Source organism: Saccharopolyspora rosea (assembly GCF_025643595.1).
Classification (GTDB): domain Bacteria; phylum Actinomycetota; class Actinomycetes; order Mycobacteriales; family Pseudonocardiaceae; genus Saccharopolyspora; species Saccharopolyspora rosea.
The window spans coordinates 5,510,163-5,529,895 of sequence record NZ_CP102826.1; the positions used below are offsets into that span (position 1 = coordinate 5,510,163).

The 19,733-nt window shown below is 71.5% G+C and carries 21 protein-coding genes; 8 read left to right on the plus strand and 13 right to left on the minus strand.

The features are described 5' to 3' along the window. Positions 1-146 precede the first annotated feature (146 nt). Positions 147-332, plus strand: coding sequence for a hypothetical protein (locus NV263_RS25535; RefSeq protein WP_263249166.1), 186 nt, complete (start codon positions 147-149; stop codon positions 330-332). On the opposite strand, the gene nucS is transcribed toward NV263_RS25535, so the two are convergent. Next, positions 329-988, minus strand: a complete 660-nt coding sequence (nucS, locus tag NV263_RS25540) for an endonuclease NucS (RefSeq protein ID WP_263249167.1) — start codon at positions 986-988, stop codon at positions 329-331. The genes NV263_RS25535 and nucS overlap by 4 nt on opposite strands. 100 nt (positions 989-1,088) lie before the next feature. Between nucS and NV263_RS25545 the strand changes: the two genes are divergently transcribed. Next, positions 1,089-2,483 (plus strand): amino acid permease, encoded by a 1,395-nt coding sequence (locus tag NV263_RS25545; RefSeq protein ID WP_263249168.1) that lies wholly within the window; start codon positions 1,089-1,091, stop codon positions 2,481-2,483. Here NV263_RS25545 and NV263_RS25550 read toward each other — a convergent pair. Beyond that, a complete protein-coding gene (locus NV263_RS25550) occupies positions 2,470-4,104 on the minus strand; it encodes a glycoside hydrolase family 13 protein (protein WP_263249169.1) in 1,635 nt (544 codons plus the stop codon). The genes NV263_RS25545 and NV263_RS25550 overlap by 14 nt on opposite strands. A gap of 86 nt (positions 4,105-4,190) precedes the next feature. Between NV263_RS25550 and NV263_RS25555 the strand changes: the two genes are divergently transcribed. After that, positions 4,191-4,730, plus strand: a complete 540-nt coding sequence (locus NV263_RS25555; protein ID WP_263249170.1) for an NUDIX domain-containing protein — start codon at positions 4,191-4,193, stop codon at positions 4,728-4,730. Between the two features lies 1 nt (position 4,731). Here NV263_RS25555 and ehuA read toward each other — a convergent pair whose 3' ends face one another. The 5 genes from ehuA to murA form a co-directional block, all read right to left on the minus strand. After that, complete coding sequence (ehuA, locus tag NV263_RS25560; protein ID WP_263254366.1) at positions 4,732-5,496, minus strand: ectoine/hydroxyectoine ABC transporter ATP-binding protein EhuA; 765 nt, start codon at positions 5,494-5,496, stop codon at positions 4,732-4,734. A 1-nt stretch (position 5,497) separates the two neighbouring features. Further along, the gene (ehuD, locus tag NV263_RS25565; protein WP_263249171.1) at positions 5,498-6,145 is read right to left on the minus strand and encodes an ectoine/hydroxyectoine ABC transporter permease subunit EhuD; all 648 of its coding nucleotides are present in this window, start codon (positions 6,143-6,145) and stop codon (positions 5,498-5,500) included. Beyond that, entirely contained in the window at positions 6,142-6,837 is a 696-nt protein-coding gene (gene ehuC, locus NV263_RS25570) for an ectoine/hydroxyectoine ABC transporter permease subunit EhuC (RefSeq protein ID WP_263249172.1), read from the minus strand. Before ehuC ends, ehuD begins: the two co-directional genes overlap by 4 nt. Then, the gene (ehuB, locus tag NV263_RS25575) at positions 6,837-7,730 is read right to left on the minus strand and encodes an ectoine/hydroxyectoine ABC transporter substrate-binding protein EhuB (RefSeq protein ID WP_263249173.1); all 894 of its coding nucleotides are present in this window, start codon (positions 7,728-7,730) and stop codon (positions 6,837-6,839) included. Before ehuB ends, ehuC begins: the two co-directional genes overlap by 1 nt. Positions 7,731-7,791: 61 nt before the next feature. Then, a complete protein-coding gene (murA, locus tag NV263_RS25580) occupies positions 7,792-9,048 on the minus strand; it encodes a UDP-N-acetylglucosamine 1-carboxyvinyltransferase (RefSeq protein ID WP_263249174.1) in 1,257 nt (418 codons plus the stop codon). Between the two features lie 102 nt (positions 9,049-9,150). On the opposite strand from murA, the gene NV263_RS25585 reads away from it, so the two are divergent. From NV263_RS25585 to NV263_RS25600, 4 genes are all read left to right on the plus strand, one after another. Then, positions 9,151-9,723 (plus strand): cob(I)yrinic acid a,c-diamide adenosyltransferase, encoded by a 573-nt coding sequence (locus tag NV263_RS25585; RefSeq protein ID WP_263249175.1) that lies wholly within the window; start codon positions 9,151-9,153, stop codon positions 9,721-9,723. A gap of 182 nt (positions 9,724-9,905) precedes the next feature. After that, positions 9,906-11,375 carry an amino acid permease gene (locus tag NV263_RS25590; protein WP_263249176.1) on the plus strand — a complete coding sequence of 490 codons (1,470 nt, stop codon included), beginning with the start codon at positions 9,906-9,908 and terminating at the stop codon, positions 11,373-11,375. Between the two features lie 120 nt (positions 11,376-11,495). Then, a complete protein-coding gene (locus NV263_RS25595) occupies positions 11,496-12,299 on the plus strand; it encodes a carbon-nitrogen hydrolase family protein (RefSeq protein ID WP_380758251.1) in 804 nt (267 codons plus the stop codon). Between the two features lie 164 nt (positions 12,300-12,463). After that, positions 12,464-14,143: a flavin monoamine oxidase family protein gene (locus tag NV263_RS25600; protein ID WP_263249178.1), complete on the plus strand. Its 1,680-nt coding sequence runs from the start codon at positions 12,464-12,466 to the stop codon at positions 14,141-14,143. Between the two features lie 5 nt (positions 14,144-14,148). Here NV263_RS25600 and NV263_RS25605 read toward each other — a convergent pair whose 3' ends face one another. Both NV263_RS25605 and NV263_RS25610 read right to left on the minus strand, forming a co-directional pair. Beyond that, positions 14,149-14,607: a GNAT family N-acetyltransferase gene (locus tag NV263_RS25605; RefSeq protein ID WP_263249179.1), complete on the minus strand. Its 459-nt coding sequence runs from the start codon at positions 14,605-14,607 to the stop codon at positions 14,149-14,151. Between the two features lie 262 nt (positions 14,608-14,869). Further along, positions 14,870-15,352 carry a GNAT family N-acetyltransferase gene (locus NV263_RS25610; RefSeq protein ID WP_263249180.1) on the minus strand — a complete coding sequence of 161 codons (483 nt, stop codon included), beginning with the start codon at positions 15,350-15,352 and terminating at the stop codon, positions 14,870-14,872. 71 nt (positions 15,353-15,423) lie between these two features. On the opposite strand from NV263_RS25610, the gene NV263_RS25615 reads away from it, so the two are divergent. Further along, positions 15,424-16,323: a LysR family transcriptional regulator gene (locus NV263_RS25615; RefSeq protein WP_263249181.1), complete on the plus strand. Its 900-nt coding sequence runs from the start codon at positions 15,424-15,426 to the stop codon at positions 16,321-16,323. 100 nt (positions 16,324-16,423) lie between these two features. On the opposite strand, the gene NV263_RS25620 is transcribed toward NV263_RS25615, so the two are convergent. The 4 genes from NV263_RS25620 to NV263_RS25635 all read right to left on the minus strand — a co-directional run bounded on the left by NV263_RS25620 (position 16,424) and on the right by NV263_RS25635 (position 19,733). Next, positions 16,424-16,870 (minus strand): DUF2550 domain-containing protein, encoded by a 447-nt coding sequence (locus NV263_RS25620; protein WP_263249182.1) that lies wholly within the window; start codon positions 16,868-16,870, stop codon positions 16,424-16,426. Between the two features lie 13 nt (positions 16,871-16,883). Continuing rightward, positions 16,884-17,249, minus strand: coding sequence for a F0F1 ATP synthase subunit epsilon (locus NV263_RS25625; protein WP_263249183.1), 366 nt, complete (start codon positions 17,247-17,249; stop codon positions 16,884-16,886). Between the two features lie 122 nt (positions 17,250-17,371). After that, positions 17,372-18,805 carry a F0F1 ATP synthase subunit beta gene (atpD, locus tag NV263_RS25630; RefSeq protein WP_263249184.1) on the minus strand — a complete coding sequence of 478 codons (1,434 nt, stop codon included), beginning with the start codon at positions 18,803-18,805 and terminating at the stop codon, positions 17,372-17,374. Position 18,806: 1 nt separating this feature from the next. After that, a complete protein-coding gene (locus NV263_RS25635) occupies positions 18,807-19,733 on the minus strand; it encodes a F0F1 ATP synthase subunit gamma (protein WP_263249185.1) in 927 nt (308 codons plus the stop codon).

Here is a 19,733-nt window from a genome sequence, read left to right on the forward strand (position 1 = left end):
CCGGCGACGACGTCCGCGGCCGGTCCGCCGGATGTCGGCGAACGGCCCGCGGACATCCGGGTGAGATGCGCGAAACCGGCTCCCCGCAAGCGAAAACGTGCCGGTAGCGTGATCGGGAGAGCGCGCACGGTGACTGGGGAGGGACTGTGAACGCCCGAATCGACCTGGCGATCAGCAGCGGTCTCACGGCCGGACCCGACGAGGAGACCGCCCGGCCCAATTCGGCAAGACCGAACGGGCTAGCGCACCAGGCCGTCGAATTCCTGGCGGCGATGCGCACCGCGCGACTCCGCGCGCACTGCCGGTTCTGCCCGCCGCAGGAGAACGGTTAGAACAACCGGTACTCGTCCGGTTCGATGCCGCGCAGCTTGTCGTAGTCGAGGACGACGCAGCGGATGCCGCGGTCCTCGGCCAGGGTGCGGGCCTGCGGCCGGATCTGCTGGGCGGCGAACACACCCGTCACCGGCGACAGCAGCGGGTCGCGGTTGAGCAGTTCCAGGTAGCGGGTCAGCTGCTCGACGCCGTCGATCTCGCCGCGGCGCTTGATCTCCACCGCGACGCTGGCGCCCTCGGCGTCCCGGCACAGCAGGTCGACCGGACCGATCGCGGTCGGGTACTCGCGCCGCACCAGCGACCACCCGTCGCCGAGGGTGGTGACGTGCTCGGCGAGCAGTTCCTGCAGGTGCGCCTCGACCCCGTCCTTGACCAGGCCGGGCTCGGCGCCGAGCTCGTGCTTGGAGTCGTGCAGGATCTCGTCGAGGGTGATGACGAGCTTCTCGCCCGCCTTGTTCTGGACCGTCCACACGCCGGGGTCCTCGATCAACCAGCACGGCGGACTCATCCAGTTCAGCGGCTTGTAGGCCCGGTCGTCGGAGTGCACCGACACCGATCCGTCGGCCTTGACCAGCAGCAGGCGCTGCGCCATGGGCAGGTGCGCGGTCAGGCGGCCGACGTAGTCCACCTGGCAGCGGGCAATGACGAGTCGCACCCGCCACAGGGTACGGACGTCGATCTCCCGGCCCGCTGGGGGTGGGGTTCCGGCAGGCGGGAACGCGTTAGGCCACTCGGGGGAGATACCGTTACCCACCGTGTCGTTCGCCCGAACCCTGTTCCGAGTCAAACCCGCCGAGCAGTTGAGCGCGGAGGGCTCGCACACCGAGCTGCGCCGCACTCTCGGCCTGGTGCCGCTGGTGGCGTTGTCGGTCGGCGCGACGCTGGGCACCGGGATCTTCGTGGTCCTCGCCGAGGCGGCCCCGGCCGCGGGCCCGGCCGTCGTGGTGTCGTTCGTGCTCGCCGGGGTCGCCGCGCTGTGCTCGGCGCTGTCCTACGCCGAGCTGGCGGGCAGCGTCCCGGTGTCGGGGTCGGCCTACTCGTACGCCTACGCGACGCTGGGCGAGCTGGTCGCGTGGATCTGCGGGTGGTGCCTGCTGCTGGAGTACGGGGTGTCGGTGGCCGCGGTCGCGGTCGGCTGGGGCGGCTACCTCAACGAGTTCCTGCAGGGCACGGTGGGCGCGCGGATCCCGGACGTGTTCGCCGCGCCGCCGGGCGAGGGCGGTCTGGTGAACATCCCGGCCGCGCTGATCGTGCTGCTGGCCACCGGTGTGCTGCTGCTGGGCGTGCGGGAGAGCGCGCGGGCGACCACCATCACCACGCTGCTGAAGATCGCGGTGCTGGTGTTCTTCGTGGCGGTGGCCTTCACCGGGTTCCACTCGGGCAACCTGACGCCGTTCGCGCCCAGCGGCCTGGCCGGCATCTCGGTGGGCGCCTCGGCGGTGTTCTTCTCGTTCATCGGGTTCGACGCCGCCTCCACCGCGGGTGAGGAGGCGCGCAACCCGGCACGGGACCTGCCGCGGGCGATCATCCTGTCGCTGGCGATCGTCACCGCCGTGTACGTGCTGGTGGCCTTCGCCGCCGTCGGCGCCGTCGGCGTCGACGTGCTGGGCCATTCCGACGCCTCCCTGGCGACCGCGTTGCGGCTGGTCACCGGGCAGACGTGGTCGTCGGTGGTGCTGGCGTTCGGCGCGGTCGTGGCCATCGCCTCGGTGGTGCTGACCGTGCTGTACGGGCAGACGCGGATCCTGGTGTCGATGTCCCGGGACGGCCTGATGCCGGGCGTGCTGTCGAAGGTCAACCGCCGCCGGGTGCCGGCCCGCAACACCCTGCTGGTGGGCGTGGTGGTCGCCGTGCTCGCCGCGGTCGTGCCGCTCAACCAGCTCGCCGAGGCCACCAGCATCGGCACCCTGGTGGCGTTCGGGCTGGTCAACATCGGGGTGATGGTGCTGCGGCGGACCCGACCGGAACTGCCGCGCAGCTTCCGCACCCCGCTCATGCCGATCGTGCCGATCGCGGGCCTGGGGCTGTGCGTCTACCTCATCGCCGGGCTGAACGCGGTCACCTGGGCGACGTTCGGGATCTGGACCGCGGTCGGGCTGGTCGTCTACTTCGGCTACGGACGGCGCCGGTCGCAGCTCAACCGCGGGTGACGCGCAGCCACACCGCGGCGTCGCCGGGCAGCGCACCGTCGAGCGGCACGCTGGACACCAGCACCTCGCCGTCCGGCAGCGCCACCGGTTGCGGACCGGTGTTGACCAGCACCAGCACGTCGCGGGCCCGCCGGAACGCGAGGACGTCACCGCGGTCGTGGCGCTCGTCCCAGGCGAACGCCTCGTCGGCGGCGAAACCGCGCCGCAGCCGCAGCGCGGTGCGGTACAGCTCCAGCACCGACGTCGGGTCGCCCTCCTGGGTGCGCACCGAGTAGCGGCCCCAGCCGGGCGGTTGCGGCAGCCAGCCGGTCCGGGTGCTGAACCCGCAGGACGGGCCGGTGGGCGTCCACGGCATCGGCACCCGGCACCCGTCGCGGCCCTTCTCCTTGCCGTGCGAACGCGTCCACTTCGGATCCCGCAGCACGCGGTGGTCCAGGTCGGGCACCTCCGGCAGCCCCAGCTCCTCCCCCTGGTACAGGTACGCCGAGCCCGGCAGGGCGAGTTCGAGCAGGACCGCGGCCCGCGCCCGCCGGGTGCCCAGCCGCAGGTCCGCGGGCGGGTCGGTGCCGTCGGACCGCAGCCACACCCGCGGGTCGACCTCGGCGGGCAGACCGAGCGAGGACACCGGGCGCACCACGTCGTGGTTGGACAGCACCCAGGTGGCCGCGGTGCCCACCGAGGCGGCCGACGAGATCGACTCGGTGATCACCCGCCGGTACTCCGCGGCGTGCCAGCGGACCCGCAGGAACTCGAAGTTGAACGCCTGCTGCAACTCGTCCGGCCGGATGTAGCGGACCCGCCGCTCGCCCGGCACCCACGCCTCGGCCACCCCGATCAGCGGCGGGTCGAACTCGTGGAACACCCGGTTCCACTCCCGGTAGACCTCGTGCACCTCCGGGCGGTCCAGGAACGGGTGGTCGGGGTTGGCGGCCAGGTCGTCCAGCCCGCTGCTGCCCTCGCCGCCGACCACCGGCCGCAACGGCTCGCGCAGGTCCTTGACCAGGGCCGCCGCCACGTCGACGCGGAAGCCGTCCACCCCGCGCCGGCCCCAGAACCGCAGGATGTCCAGGAATTCCGCGCGCACCTGCGGGTTGTCCCAGTTCAGGTCGGGCTGCTCGGGGGCGAACAGGTGCAGGTACCACTGCCCGTCGGGCACCCGCGTCCACGCCGGACCGCCGAACCGGGACTCCCACCCGCTGGGCGGCAGCTCACCGGCCGCTCCCCGGCCGTCGCGGAACACGTAGCGGTCCCGCTCCGGCGACCCGGGCCCGGCGGCCAGCGCCTGCTGGAACCACTTGTGCTGGTCGGAGGTGTGGTTGGGGACGACGTCGACGAGCACCCGCAGGCCGCGCCGGTGCGCGGCGGCCACCAGCCGGTCGAAGTCCTCCAGGGTGCCCAGCTCGGGGTCGACGTCCCGGTGGTCGGTCACGTCGTAGCCGCCGTCGGCGCCGGCCGACGGGTAGTACGGGGTGAGCCACACCGCGTCCACCCCCAGCCGGGCCAGGTGGTCCATCGCGGACGTCACGCCGGGCAGGTCGCCGACGCCGTCGCCGTCGCCGTCGGCGAAGCTGCGCGGGTAGACCTGGTAGACGACCGCGGTGCGCCACCAGTTCTCGCCCATCGGGCCCTCCCCTCGTCCGCCGCGTCCCGCTCCCATCACACCGGCGGGCGGCCACCGCCGCAACGGCGGTCGGGCAGGATGGCCGCATGCGGACCACGAGCAGTCGCGAGGTGTACGCGAATCCCTGGATGTCGGTGCGCGAGGACGCGATCCGCCGCCCGGACGGCTCCCCGGGCGTCTACGGCGTGGTCGACAAGCCGCACTACGCGCTGGTCATCCCGCTGGACGGGGACCGGCTCCAGCTGGTGGAGCAGTACCGCTACCCGCTGGGCCTGCGCCGGTGGGAGTTCCCGCAGGGCACCGCCCCCGACCGGGCCGAACTGCCCGCCGCCGAACTCGCCGCGCGCGAACTGCGCGAGGAGACCGGCCTGCGCGCGGCACGGCTCACCGAGCTCGGCACCCTCGACGTCGCCCCGGGCCTGTCCAGCCAGCGCGGCACGGCGTTCCTGGCGACCGGTCTCACCGCGGGCGAGAACGACCGCGAACCCGAGGAGCAGGACATGCGCACCGGCTGGTTCGGCCGCGAGGAGTTCGAGCGCATGGTCCGCGACGGCGACATCACCGACGCCCAGTCGCTGGCCGCCTACGCGCTGCTGCTGTTGCACGAACGCCGCGCCGCGGGCTGATTCACGTCTCCTCCAGCACCGAGCGCAGGAACGCGCGGGTGCGTTCGTGCTCCGGGTGCTCGAACAGCTCCTCCGGCGGTTTGTCCTCGACGACGCGGCCCCGGTCGAACATGAGGACCCGGTGCGAGACGTCGCGGGCGAACCGCATCGCGTGCGTCACGCACAGCATCGTGATGTCGCTGGTGCGGGCCAGGTCGCGCAGCACGTCGAGGACCTCGGCGGCCAGTTCCGGATCCAGCGCCGAAGTGACCTCGTCGAGCAGCAGCACGTCGGGCCGCATCGCCAGGGCCCGCGCGATCGCCACGCGCTGCTGCTGGCCGCCGGACAGCCGGGTCGGGTAGGCGTCGAGCTTGTCGCCGAGCCCGACCAGCTCCAGCAGTTCCCGCCCGCGCCGCTCGGCGTCCGGCCGGGGTTCGCCGAGCACGCACACCGGTGCCTCGGTCACGTTGCGCAGCACGCGCATGTTCGGGAACAGGTTGAACTGCTGGAACACCATGCCGATGCGGCGGCGGACCCGCCGCAGGTGCCGGTCGTCGGCGGCCACCAGCCGGTCGCCGCGACGCATGTGCGTCAGGCAGTCGCCGCCGACGTGGATGGTCCCGGAGTCCACCCGCTCCAGGCCCATCAGCAGCCGCAGGATCGTCGTCTTGCCGGAACCGCTCGGGCCGATCAGCGCGACCCGTTCGCCCGCGCGCACGGCGAAGTCGAGCTCGTCGAGCACCACGACGTCGCCGAAGCGCTTGCTCACCCGGTCGAACCGGATCATCTCATCGGACACGGCGTTCCAACCTCCGCACGAGCAGCGACGACGGGTAGCTCAACAGCAGGAAGAACAGCCCGGCCAGGGTCAGCGGTTCGACGTAGCGGTACGCCTCGGAACCGGCTTCCTGCGCCGCGCCGACCAGGTCGAGCACGCCGATGGCCAGCAGCAGCGGTGTCTCCTTGAACATCGAGATCACGTAGTTGCCCAGCGCGGGCAGCACCCGGGGCACGGCCTGCGGCAGGATCACGGCGGTCCACACCCGGTGGGCGGGCAGGCTCAGCGCCGCGGCGGCGTCCCACTGGCCGCGCGGCACGCCCTCGATGCCCGCCCGGTACACCTCGGCGGTGTAGGTGGCGTAGTGCACGCCGAGCCCGATCACCCCGGTGGTCAGCGACGAGAACCGCAACCCCACCCCGGGCAGGACGTTGAACAGGAAGTACAGCTGCACCAGCAGCGGCGTGCTCCGGACGATCTCGACGAACGCCCACGCGGCGCCGCTGACGGGGCGGAGCCGGGAGCGCCGCAGCAGCGCCAGCGCGAGGCCGAGCACGAACGCCACCAGCGACCCCAGCACGGTCGCCTCGAAGGTCACCAGCAGGCCGCGCAGCACGTCGGGCAGGATGCGGCCGGTGAACTGCCAGTCCCAGATCATCCGCCACCCCTGCCCAACGCCGCGTCCGCCGCGACCGGCTCCCGGCCGACGGCCGCCGCGGCCCGCCGCTCCAGGGCGCGCATACCACCCGCGATCAGCGCCGCGAGCACCAGGTACAGCGCGAGCATGGCCAGGTAGATCCACACCGTCTGCCCGGTGTAGGAGGGCGCCAGGACGACCTGGCCCTGGTAGGTGATCTCGTGCACGAAGATCAGCGACAGCAGCGCGCTGGCCTTCAGCAGCTGGATGAACAGGTTGGTGAACGGCGGGATCATCTCCACCAGGGCCTGCGGCAGGATGACCCGCCGCAGCCGCTGCAACCGGGTGAAGCTCAACGCGATCGCGCACTCGTGCTGCTCGCGCGGCACGGCCAGGACGGCACCGCGCACGATCTCCCCGCCGTAGGCGCCGTGGTTGAGCCCGAGCACGAGGATCCCGGCCCACAACGGCAGCAGTTCGAACCCGACCAGCAGCGGCAGCGCGAAGAAGATCCAGAACAGCTGGACGACCTCGGACGTCCCCCGCCACACCTCGACGTAGCTGCGGGCGAGCACCCGCACCCACCGCTGCGGCGCGAGCATGCCCAACCCGGCGGCGAACGACAGCACCACGCACAACACGACACCGCCCAGCGTCGCGGCAACGGTCGCCGGAACGCCCTGTGCCAGGACGGCGAGGAAGTGCGCGAACATCAGCTACCCGAGCACAGCTTCTCCGTGGTCACCTCAGGGGGCGGGAGGTTGTCCTTCGTGAACCCGAACGGCGCGACGATCCGCAGCCACTCCCCGCTGTCGTGCAGCTGCTTCAGCCCGCCGTTGAAGGCGTCCCGCAGCGCCGTGTCGCCGGGCCGGAACACGAACGCGCCCGCCTGCACCTCCGGCTTCCCGCCGATGACCGGGGTGAAGCCCGGGGTGACCTCGACCGGCGCCGCGGGGTTCTTGCGCACCAGGTCGTTGAGCGAGATGTTGGTCAGCGCCGCGCAGTAGACGCGGCCGTTGAGCACCGCCTGCAACAGCGCGTCCTGCGTGTCGAACACCTGCAGCTGCGCGGGCGGGACGCCGAGCCGCTGGGCGTAGTCCTTCTCCACCGCGCCGCTGAGCACCGCCACGGTGAGCTTCTTGGCGGTGACGTCCTCGAACCGCCGCACACCGGCCGGATTGCCCTTCGGCACCAGGAACGAGGTCGGCGCGATGTAGTCGGGGATCGAGAAGGCCGCGTTCCGGCAGCGCTGCGGGGTGATGAACATGCCCGCCGCCACCACGCTGAACTTGGCCGCGTTCAGCGCCGGGATCAACTGGTTGAAGTCGACCTGCGTGGCCCGGACCTCGCCGACCCCCAGTCCCCGGAACACCGCCCGCGCCACCTCCGGCGCTTCCCCGGTGACGTGACCGGAGGCGTCGGTGAACCCGTAGGGCGCCTCACCAGCGATCCCGGCCTGGACGTACCCGTTGCGCCGGGCGTCGGCCAGCGGGTCGCCGCCCCCGCCACCGGTGCGGGAGCAGGCGGGCAGTCCGGCGGCGACCAGCACCCCGGTCGCCCCGCTGGCTCGGAGGAAGTCCCTGCGCGTCCACCGCATGCCGGTCATGGCGATCCCCCCTCGGTGTGCCTGCCACCACATCGTCGGCAGGTTCGCGGGGGTTCGCACTTCAGCCGGTGACGCGGTCGATCTCCGCTCCCAGGGACTTGAGGTTCTCCACGAAGTTCGGGTAGCCGCGGTCGATGTGGAAGACGTCCCACACCTCGGTCGCCCCGTCCGCGCACAGCCCGGCGAGCACCAGGCCCACCCCGGCGCGGATGTCGGTGGCCCAGACCGGCGCGCTGGACAACCGGTCCTGCCCGCGGACCACGGCGTGGTGCCCGTCGGTGCGCGCGTCGGCACCCATGCGGACCAGTTCCTCGATGAACCGGAACCGGGACTCGAACAGGTTCTCGGTGATCATGGAGGTGCCCTCGGCGACGGCGGACAGCGCCAGCGCCATGGGTTGCAGGTCGGTGGGGAAACCCGGGAAGGGCAGGGTCACGAAGTCCACCGCCTGCGGGCGGCCGTCCATCCGCACCCGGAAGCTCTCCTCCCGGGTGGTCACCTCGGCCCCGGCGGTGCGCAGCTTCTCCAGCACCAGGTTCACGTGCCCGGGGTCCACCCCGCGCACGGTGATGTCACCGCGCGTCGCCGCGGCGGCGAACGCCCAGGTCGCGCCGACGATGCGGTCCCCGATGACGCGGTGCTCGACGGCCCGCAGCGACGGCACGCCGTGCACCGTGAGCGTCGAGGTGCCCGCGCCCTCGATCTTGGCGCCCATCTGCTGCAACATCACGCACAGGTCGACGATCTCGGGCTCGCGCGCGGCGTTGTCGATCACCGTGACGCCCTCGGCCAGCACCGCCGCCATCAGGATGTTCTCGGTGGCGCCGACGCTGGGGAAGTCCAGCCAGATCTGCGCGCCCCGCAGGTTCTCCGCCTCGGCGACCACCGCGCCGTGCTCGATGTGGCTGGTGGCGCCGAGCTGCCGCAGCCCGTTCTGGTGCATGTCCAGCGGCCGGGAACCGATCGCGTCGCCGCCGGGCAGCGTCACCACGGCGCGGCGGCAGCGGGCGACCAGCGGGCCGAGCACGCACACCGACGCGCGCAGCTTGCCCATCGACGGCGACACCGCCTCGTGGCTGATCTCCGCGGGCGTGGTGATGATCGCCCGGTCGCCCTCGATCGACACCTCGCAGCCGAGGCTGCGCAGCACGTCTCCCATCAGGGGAACGTCGAGGATCTCCGGGCAGTTGGTGATCGTCGTCGTGCCCTCCGCGAGCAGCGCCGCCGCCATCAACTTCAACACGCTGTTCTTCGCCCCGACCACGTCGACCTCGCCGACCAGTCGTGCGCCGCCGTGCACCCGGAAATGTTCACTCACGGGCATCGAGGTTACGGCCCCGGCCGGTTCCGCGCGGCCCCGGGCCGCCCGCGCCGGCGTCGTCCGCGACCGCTCCCCGGGCCCGCCGCCTAGGCTGGCCGCATGGCAGTGCATCTCACCAAGATCTACACGCGCGCCGGGGACGGCGGGGTGACCCGGCTCTCGGACAATTCGCAGGTCCACAAGACGGACCCGCGGCTGGTCGCCTACGCCGACGTGGACGAGACGAACTCGGTGCTGGGCGTGGCGCTGGCCACCGCGCGGCTGGACGACGACGTGGTCGAGGTGCTGCGCGCGGTGCAGAACGACCTGTTCGACGTGGGCGCCGACCTGTCCACCCCGGTCGCGGAGAACCCGAAGTACCCGCCGCTGCGCATCACCCAGAGCTACGTCGACCGGCTGGAGGGCTGGTGCGACGAGTTCAACGCGCGGCTGGGCAAGCTGGACTCGTTCATCCTGCCCGGCGGCACGCCCGGCGGCGCACTGCTGCACCAGGCCCGGTGCGTGGCCCGCCGCGCCGAGCGCAGCGCGTGGGCGCTGGTCGAAGCGGACGCCGAACACACCTCCGCGCTGCCCGCCAAGTACCTCAACCGCCTGTCGGACCTGCTGTTCATCCTCGCCCGGGTCGCCAACCCGGACGGCGACGTGCTCTGGCAGCCCGGCGGCAACGCCTGACGCAAGATTCGAACAGCGCTGTCGGATTTTCCACAACGAAGCCTTCTTCTCACGACACGGCGACGCGGATAACGTTGCGCGCCAACACGCGAGGTGCGGCAGCTCACAAGGCCGCGCCGCCGAACCGGCACGGCGCGCCACCTCGCGACGGACAAAGCAGTCCATTGTGGAGGAAATTCGTCGTGGAGGACTCGCACGCGTCCGCGCGCACCACCGGTCTCGGCGCACAACTGCTGCGCCGCAAACCGGTCGACGACATCGTCACCGACAGCGGCCGCGGTGAAGGCGGTGCGCTGCGGCGCACCCTCGGACTCCGCCAGCTGACCATGATCAGCGTCGGGGCCACGCTCGGCACCGGGATCTTCGTCGTGCTCGGCGAGGCGGTCCCGCTCGCCGGACCGGCGGTGGCGCTGGCGTTCGTGTTCGCCGGGATCACCGCACTGCTGTCGGCCCTGTCGTACGCCGAACTCGCGGGCATGATCCCGGTCGCCGGGTCGTCGTACTCCTACGCCTACGCCACGCTCGGCGAACTGGTCGCCTGGATCTGCGGTTGGTGCCTGATCCTGGAGTACGGGGTGTCGGTGGCCGCGGTCGCCGTCGGCTGGGGCCAGTACGTCAACGAACTGCTGCGGCTGACCCTCGGGGTGGCGCTGCCGGACGCGCTGAGCGCCCCGCCCGGGGACGGCGGCGTGGTGAACCTGCCCGCCGCGGTGGTCGTCGTGCTCGCCATGGTCGCGCTGCTCGGCGGGGCGAAGGAGAGCGCCCGGGTGAACAGCGCCATGGTGCTGATCAAAACGGTGACGCTGGTGCTGTTCTGCGCGCTGGCGTTCGCGGCCGTCCGCGACGGCAACTTCAGCCCGTTCCTGCCGCTGGGCCTCGGCGGCGTGAGCGCGGCGGGGGCGAAGGTGTTCTTCTCCTACATCGGTTTCGACGCCGCCTCGACCGCGGGCGCCGAGGCCCGCGCCCCGCAGCGGGACCTGCCGCGCGCGATCATGCTGTCCCTGGGCGTGGTCACGGTGCTGTACTGCCTGGTCTCGCTGGCCGCGGTCGGTGCGATGCACTGGACCCGGTTCGCGGGCACCGAGGCGGCGCTGAGCAAGGTCCTGGGTGGACACGCGGGATCGGTGCTGCTGTCGGTCGGCGCGGTCGTCGCCGTCGCGAGCGTCGTGCTGGCCGTCCTCTACGGACAGACGCGGGTGCTGTTCGCGATGTCCCGGGACGGCCTGGTTCCCAAGCTGTTCTCCCGCGTCAACCCGCGCACCGGCGTGCCGAGCGCCAACACCGTCATCGTCGCCGGGTTCATCGCGGTGCTCGCGGCCGTGGTGCCGCTCGGAGACCTCGCCGACGCCACGAGCATCGGCACCCTGTTCGCGTTCGCGCTGGTCAACGTCGCCGTGCTGGTGCTGCGCCGCACCCGCCCGGACCTGCCGCGCACGTTCCGGGCCCCGTTCGCGCCGGTCACGCCGATCCTCGGGGTCGCCTCGTGCGGGTGGATGATGGCCAGCCTGGCGGCGCCGACCTGGATCGCCTTCGGCGGCTGGATGCTGGTCGGACTCGTCGTCTACTTCGCCTACGGGCGGCGGCACTCCGCACTGGCCCATCGTTGCGCGACCCAGGTCACGGAGGACAACGATTCACCGGTAGTGAGCTGAGCAACGCAACGAACAGCTGATGAGGACGCAATATAACCTGGTTGTATTGCGTCCTCGCGCTTCCTAGTGTCGAGGTGTTGCGCCGAAGACGCCCAGGAAGCAAGGATGCGAACCACCCCGCTGACGGTCGCGCTGGACCAGGGTCCGCACGAACCGCACTCCCCCGACGCCGCCCTCCGGCGGCTCGACGCCCTCGCTCGCCGAGCCGCCTCGCGCGGCGCGCGGCTGCTGGTGTGCCCGGAGATGTCGCTCACCGGGTACAACATCGCCGAGCGGATCCCCGCGCTGGCCGAGCCCGCGGACGGACCGCTGGCCGCGGAAGTCGGCCGGATCGCCGCCGCGACGGGCGTGGCGATCCTGCACGGGTTCCCCGAACTGCGCGGCCCGCACGTGCACAACAGCGCGTCGCTGGTCTCGTCGACCGGCGAAACCCTCGCCACGTACCGGAAAACCCACCTGTACGGCGACCTGGACCGCGCCTGGTTCACCCCCGGCGGCACACCCGTCGTCCAGGCCACTGTGGACGGAGTCAGAATCGGCGTGCTGATCTGCTACGACGTCGAATTCCCCGAAATGGCCCGGGCGCACGCGCTCGCGGGCACCGAGTTGCTGCTGGTGCCCACCGCGCTCATGAGCCCGTACGACTTCGTCGCCGACACGCTGGTCCCCGCCCGCGCCTACGAGAACCAGCTGCACGTCGCCTACGTCAACCGCTGCGGCGACGAAGCCGATCTGCACTACTGCGGCCGGTCCTGCCTCATCGGCCCGGACGGGACCGAACTCCTCCGGGCAGGCGACGGCGAGGAACTGCTCGTCGGCGACGTCGACCCCGCCGCCGGGCACGCCGCCCGCCGGGACAACACCCAGCTCGCCGACCGCCGCCCCGAGCTCTACCCCGGACTCGCCCAAGCACTGCGCGCCTGAACGGCGTTCCGCCGCAGCGGTTCGCGCCGCCGCGTCCACTGAGGACGACCGAGCGGGCCCGCGCACCGGAAGCGAAAGCCGCTGCGCCGCCAGCGAAAGACCTCCGCCAGCCGGTTCCGCCGCGCGGAACGGTCGGCGGAAACCCCGATCCCAGCGAGGAGACCGTGACCTCAGCACTGCCCACCCGCACCGACCGCTCCGACGCCCCGATCACCATGTTCGGCCCGGACTTCCCGTTCGCCTACGACGAGTACCTGCGCCACCCCGCCGGGCTCGGTGCCGTCCCGGCGACCCGGCACGGCACCGAGGTCGCCGTCATCGGCGGTGGGCTGTCCGGCATCGTCACCGCCTACGAGCTGATGAAGGCGGGGCTGCGCCCGGTCGTGTACGAGGCCGACCAGCTCGGCGGACGGCTGCGCACCAACTCGCTGCCGGGCTGCCCGGACGAGGTGGTGGCCGAGATGGGCGCGATGCGGTTCCCGCCCGCGTCGACCGCGCTGTTCCACTACATCGACGAGGTCGGCCTGCGCACCACGCCGTTCCCGAACCCGCTGGCCGAGTGCACCCCGAGCACCGTCATCGACCTCAAGGGCCGCAGCCACTACGCGCGCACCGCCGACGACCTGCCGCCGGTGTTCGCCGAGGTGTCCCGGGCGTGGGACCAGGCCCTCGAACACGGCGCCCGGTTCGGCGAGCTGCAGCGCGCGATCCGCGACCGCGACACGGCGCGCATCAAGGAGATCTGGAACGACCTCGTCCCGCGCATGGACGACCAGACCTTCTACGGATTCCTGTGCGAGTCGCCGTCGTTCGCCTCGTTCCGGCACCGCGAGATCTTCGGCCAGGTCGGTTTCGGCACCGGCGGCTGGGACACCGACTTCCCCAACTCGATCCTGGAGATCCTGCGCGTGGTCGCCACCGGCGCCGACGACGACCACGTGAGCATCGTCGGCGGCTGCCAGCAGCTCCCGCAGCGGCTGTGGGAACGCGTGCCGGACAAGCTCGTGCACTGGCCCGGCGACACCAGCCTCAGTTCGCTGCACCCCGGCGGTCCGCTCCCGGGGGTCACCGCGCTGCGCCGCGACGGCGGCGGGTTCGCCGTCACCGACGCCACCGGTCGGACGCGGCACTACCCGGCCGCGGTGTTCACCGCGCAGAGCTGGATGCTGCTCAGCAAGATCGACTGCGCCGAGGACCTGCTGCCGACCGACCACTGGACCGCGATCGAACGCACCCACTACATGGAGTCGTCGAAGCTGTTCGTGCCGGTCGACCGGCCGTTCTGGCGCGACGTCGACCCGGTGACCGGCCGCGACCGGATGAGCATGACCCTCACCGACCGCATGACCCGCGGCACCTACCTGCTCGACCACGGCCCCGACCAGCCCGCCGCGATCTGCCTGTCCTACACGTGGTGCGACGACTCGCTGAAGTGGCTGCCGCTGCCGGCCGCCGAGCGCATGGAGGTCATGCTCAAGTCGCTCGGCGAGATCTACCCGGACGTCGACATCCGCTCGCACATCATCGGCGACCCGGTCACCGTCTCCTGGGAGGCCGAGCCGCACTTCCTCGGCGCCTTCAAGGCCAACCTCCCGGGCCACTACCGCTACCAGCGGCGCCTGTTCACCCACTTCAAGCAGGACCGCCTCGACCCCGCGCACACCGGGTTGTTCCTCGCCGGGGACGACATCTCCTGGACCGCGGGCTGGGCCGAGGGCGCGGTGCAGACCGCGCTGAACGCCGTCTGGGGCGTGCTCACCCACTTCGGCGGCGGCACCGACCCCACCAACCCGGGCCCGGGTGACGTGTTCGACGACATCGCCCCGATCGAACTGCCGGACTGAGGCGCCTACCCGAGCTCCTTGGCGAAGAACCGGGACAACGGGTCGTCCCGGTACGCGCCGAACGGGGCGATCGGGTGGTACCCGGCCGACAGGTACAGCCCGATCGCCTCCGGCTGCCGCAGCCCGGTCTCCAGCACCATCCGCGTCCGCCCCGCCGACGCGGCGGTGCGCTCCACCTCGGCGAGCATCCGCCGCGCCAACCCCCGGCCCCGGGCGTCGGGAACCACGTACACCCGCTTCATCTCGGCATCGCCGTCCTGCGGCCCACCCCGGCGCCACGCCCCGGACGCCACCGGCGTCCGCTCCAGGTAGCCGACGAGGAACACGCCGTTCGGCGCCTCGAAGTCACCGGCCTGAACGACCGCCGCGTCCTGCTCGCCGTAGCGCTCCACGTACTCCTGCTGCACCCCGGCGACCAACAGCCGAGCATCCGGATGCGCGTACTCCACCACCTCGATCCGCACGCCCCGAAGCCTAAGAGCCTGTCTTTGAACTCGTTTTGGGTGGCGGTGCCGGTGGCGGAACCTCAGCGGCGGTGCAAGTGGCGAGACCGCGCACCGAAAGAGAAAGCGGCTGGCGCCGCTTGCCACGTGGGTTCCGGGAGCAGGTTCAAAGACAGGCACTAAGCGGGCCGCCCGACACCGCACTCGCCCTGGAGCAAGGGAACTTTCCTGCCACATGTGGCAGGAAAGTTCCCTTCATCGCTGCCCGCCACCGGGCCGCGACCTACGTCGCGTCGCCGAGGACCTTCTCGAACCAGTGCCGGGCGTACTGGTTGTCGTTGTAGGCGGGGATCTCGACGTATCCCGACGACTCGTACAACGACCTCGCCTCGTGCAGCTCGGCCGCGGTGTCCAACCGGACCCGACGGCAACCCAGCTGCCGGGCGCGCTCCTCCAACTCCGCCAGCAACGCCCGCCCAGCTCCCCGGCCGCGCAGCTCCGGCGCGATCCACATGCGACGGATCTCGCCGATCCCACCGGACTCGGTGCGCAGCGCACCACAGCCCAGCACCCGCTCGTGCATCCGCACGACCAGGAAGATCCCGGCAGGAGGTGTGAAGTCGGCCTTCGCCGGGGGCGCCGCCCGGGCGGCGTCGAACCCGCTCGGGAACCGGCGGTCCAGCTCGGCGACGTAGGAGTCGAGCGCGGCGCGCGCCGCCGGGCCGTCGACGGGTTCGGGGTCGATGTTCCAGTGTTCCTCGCTCACCCGGTCAGTCTCACCCCGACAACCCGTTCACCTCCATTTATCTGTCCTTGCCAAGCGTAAAGTGGAGTTTCATGCTCGACCCGACCCGCCTGCTGGTGCTGTCCGCCCTCCGCGACCACGGCAGCGTGACCCGAACCGCCGAACACCTGGGCCGGACCCCGCCGGCGGTGTCCCAGCAGCTCGCCCGCCTGGAAGACGAGGCAGGCGCCCGGCTCGTCGAACGCCACGCGCACGGCGTCCACCTCACCCCGCTGGGCACCCAGCTGGCCGACCGCGCGGACCGCATCGCCGCGGCCCTGCACGACGCCGAAGAGGTCGCCGCCCGCTTCCGCGACGAACACCGCAACCGCCTGCGGCTCGGCGCCTTCCCGACCGCCGGGCTCGGCCTGCTGCCGGACGCGCTCGCCGCGCTGCGCCACCGCCATCCCGGCGCCGAACTGTCGGTCGTCGACCTCGGCCCGCACGAGGGCATCGCCCGCGTCGCCGCCCACGAACTCGACCTCGCGCTCGTCGGGGAGTACGCGGAACCGCTCGACACCCCGCGCGGCGTCCGGCTCGTCCACCTCGCCGAGGACCCGATCCACGCCGTGCTGCCCGCCGAACACCCGGCCGCCACCCGCAGCTCCGTCCGGCTCGTCGACTTCCACGGCGCCGCCTGGGTCGCCGCCCCCACCAGCCTGCCCAACCGGCGTCAACTGGAAGCCGCCGCGCACTCCCAGGGCTTCACCCCGAACGTCACCTTCGAGTTCGAGTCCTACGCGGTCGCCGAGGCGGTCGTGTCGGCCGGGGTGGCGGTCTCGTTCATCCCGCGGCTCGCCCTCACCAACCGCCCGGGCACCACCCACCGCCCCCTCACCCCGCCGCTGTCCCGCCACATCCACGCCGCGGTACCGACCGACACCCGGCACGCGCCGCTGACCGAGGTGTTCCTGGGGCTGCTGCGCACCCTCTGCGCGGAGTCGACGTGTTGATGAAGGGAACCTTCCTGTCACATGTGGCAGGAAGGTTCCCTTCATCAAACTCGGGCACGAAAAAAGGGGCCCGAACCGGACCCCGCGGAGAAGAATCAGATCAGGACGCCCACGGCACCGACCGCCCCGGCGGGGCGGATTCGAGCCAGGACAGGAAACCGGTCAGCGCGTCGGAACCCATCGCGAGTTCGAGTTCCGGGCCGCGGCCGGTCAGGTCGAGCACGGTGGCCCCGGACGGCATGGCGTAGCTCTCCGCCAGGGACGGCGTGCGGCGCTGGGCGATCTCCACGTCACGCCGGTTGATCACCCAGTTCGGCCCGGAGCGCAGGCTCAGCGCCCGGTACCAGGCGAATTCCTCACCCCGGTAGTGCGCCACACCCAGGTGCCAGCCCCGGCCGCGCGCGTCCTTGGCGACGCGCAGCGCCACGTCGATCCCACCGACCCGCAGATCGCGCAGCCGACGCCAGGCGAACACCACCACGACCAGGGCTGCCACGACGAGCGCCAGCCCAAGCAACGCTGCGAACCACACCACCGGGGAGCCCATGCGGCGACCCGGTTCAGGCCGTCTGCCCGGCCGCCCGCAGTCGACTGGTAGCCCGTGCTCGGGCCTCTTCGTCAGCGCTCTTGACGTCCTGGCGCGCCTGCGCCACGTCGATCTCCTCGGCCAGCTCGGCGGACTCCGCGAGCACGCTCACGCCCTCGTTGGTGACCGAGAGGAACCCGCCGTGCACCGCGGCCGTCACCGTCTCCTTGTCCGGCGTGGTGATCTTGACGACGCCACCCTCGATCAGCTCGCCGAGCAACGGCTCGTGCCCCGGCAGGACACCGATCTCGCCCTCGGTGGTCTGGGCCACCAGCGCGGTCGCTTCCCCGGACCACAGGCGGCGCTCGACAGCGACCAGTTGGACGGACATGTTGGCCACGCGCGTCTCCTTTGTCGGGTGTGTGCCCGCAGTCTAACCGGTGTGCGACCCCGGCCGGGCGGGTGGTTGCTGCTGGCAAAAGGGCCGGGGCCCACCCGGACCCCGACCCCGCTGCCGTCCGCTCACTGGGAGGTGAGCTTCTTGTACGCCTGCTCCAGGTCGTCGAGACCACCGATGGACAGGAACGCCTGCTCCGGGTAGTGGTCGAACTCGCCCTTGCAGAGCTTGTCGAACGCCTCGATGGTCTCCTTCAGCGGAACGAAGGAGCCCTCCTGGCCGGTGAACTGCTTGGCGACGAAGAAGTTCTGCGACAGGTAGCGCTCGATGCGCCGCGCCCGCGACACCGTCACCTTGTCCTCTTCGGACAGTTCGTCCATACCGAGGATGGCGATGATGTCCTGCAGCTCCTTGTACTTCTGCAGGATCCGCTTGACCTCCTGGGCCACCCGGTAGTGCTCCTCGCCGACGATCGCCGGGTCGAGGATGGTGGAGCTGGAGGCCAGCGGGTCCACCGCCGGGTAGATGCCCTTCTGCGAGATCGCGCGGGACAGCTCGGTGGTGGCGTCGAGGTGGGCGAACGTGGTCGCCGGAGCCGGGTCGGTGTAGTCGTCCGCGGGAACGTAGATCGCCTGCATCGAGGTGATCGACCGGCCCCGGGTCGAGGTGATCCGCTCCTGCAGCTCACCCATCTCGTCGGCCAGCGTCGGCTGGTAACCGACCGCCGAGGGCATGCGGCCCAGCAGCGTCGAGACCTCCTGGCCGGCCTGGGTGAACCGGAAGATGTTGTCGATGAACAGCAGCACGTCCTGGTTCTGGACGTCGCGGAAGTACTCCGCCATGGTCAGCGCGGACAGCGCGACCCGCATGCGGGTCCCCGGCGGCTCGTCCATCTGGCCGAACACCAGCGCGGTGTCGGCGAGCACGCCGGACTCGGCCATCTCCACCCACAGGTCGTTGCCCTCGCGGGTGCGCTCACCGACGCCGGCGAACACCGACGTACCACCGAAGTTCTTGGCGACGCGGCGGATCATCTCCTGGATGAGCACCGTCTTGCCGACACCGGCACCGCCGAACAGGCCGATCTTGCCGCCCTGCACGTACGGGGTGAGCAGGTCGATGACCTTGATGCCGGTCTCCAGCATCTCGGTCTTGCCCTCAAGCTGGTCGAACGCGGGCGCCTTGCGGTGGATCTCCCAGCGGTCGACGTCCGAGCCGTAACCCGGCTCGTCCAGGCAGTGGCCCAGCGCGTTCCACACGTGGCCCTTGACCATGTCGCCGACCGGGACGGAGATGCCCCGGCCGGTGTCGGCGACGGTCACGCCGCGGACCAGGCCCTGGGTCGGCTGCATCGAGATCGTCCGCACCACGGCGTCGCCCAGGTGCTGGGCGACCTCCAGGGTCAGCGTCTTGGCCATGCCCTCCGCGGTGATGTCCACGGTGAGGGCGTTGTGGAGGTCCGGCACCTGGTCCCGCGGGAACTCGACGTCCACGACCGGGCCGAGGACCCGAACTACGCGGCCGGTGCCCGTAGCAGTGCTAGTGGCAGTAGCAGTCATGTCACTCACTTCCTGCGGACGAGAGCGCCTCGACACCGCCGACGATCTCGCTGATTTCCTGGGTGATCTGGGCCTGGCGCGCCTGGTTGGCCTCGCGGCTGAGCGTGCGGATCAGCTCGTCCGCGTTGTCCGTGGCCGACTTCATCGCGGTGCGCCGCGCCGCGTGCTCGGAGGCCGCCGCGTCCAGCAGACCGGCGAACAGCCTGGTCTTGATGTACTTCGGCAGCAGCGCGGCGAACAGCCGGTCCGCGTCCGGCTCGAACTCGTAGGCGGACCGCAGCGTCTTCACCGGCTCCTCGGAGTACTCGACCTCCAGCGGGGCGACCCGCCGGACCGTCGGCCTCTGGGTGAGCATCGAGACGAACTCGGTGTGCACCAGGTGCAGTTCATCCACGCCCAGCTTACCGTCCGGTCCCCCGTCGTCGAGGTAGTCGTCGGCACCGGCCAGGAACGCCTTGACCAGCGTCTCTCCGACCTCGGCGGCGTTGGCGTAGTCGGGGCGGTCGCTGAACCCGGTCCAGCTGGCCTCGATCTTGCGCTTGCGGAACCGGTAGTACGTCTCGCCCTTGCGGCCGATGACGTACAGCACCGGGTCCTTGCCCTGCTCGCGCAGCAGGGCCTGCAGCTCCTCGGCCGCCTTGATCACGTTGGCGTTGTAGCCACCGCAGAAACCCCGGTCACTGGTCACGACCAGCACCCCGGCGCGCTTCGGGTTCGAGCGCTCGGTCAGCAGCGGGTGGTCCAACGTGCTCACGTCGGCCAGCGCGGTCAGGACCTTGGTGATCTCCTCGGCGTACGGCCGCGACGCCTCGACCCTGGCCTGCGCCTTCATGATGCGCGAGGTAGCGATCAGCTCCTGCGCCTTGGTGATCTTCCGGGTCGATTTGATCGACCGGATCCGGTTCCGGAGTTCCCGAAGTTGAGCCAT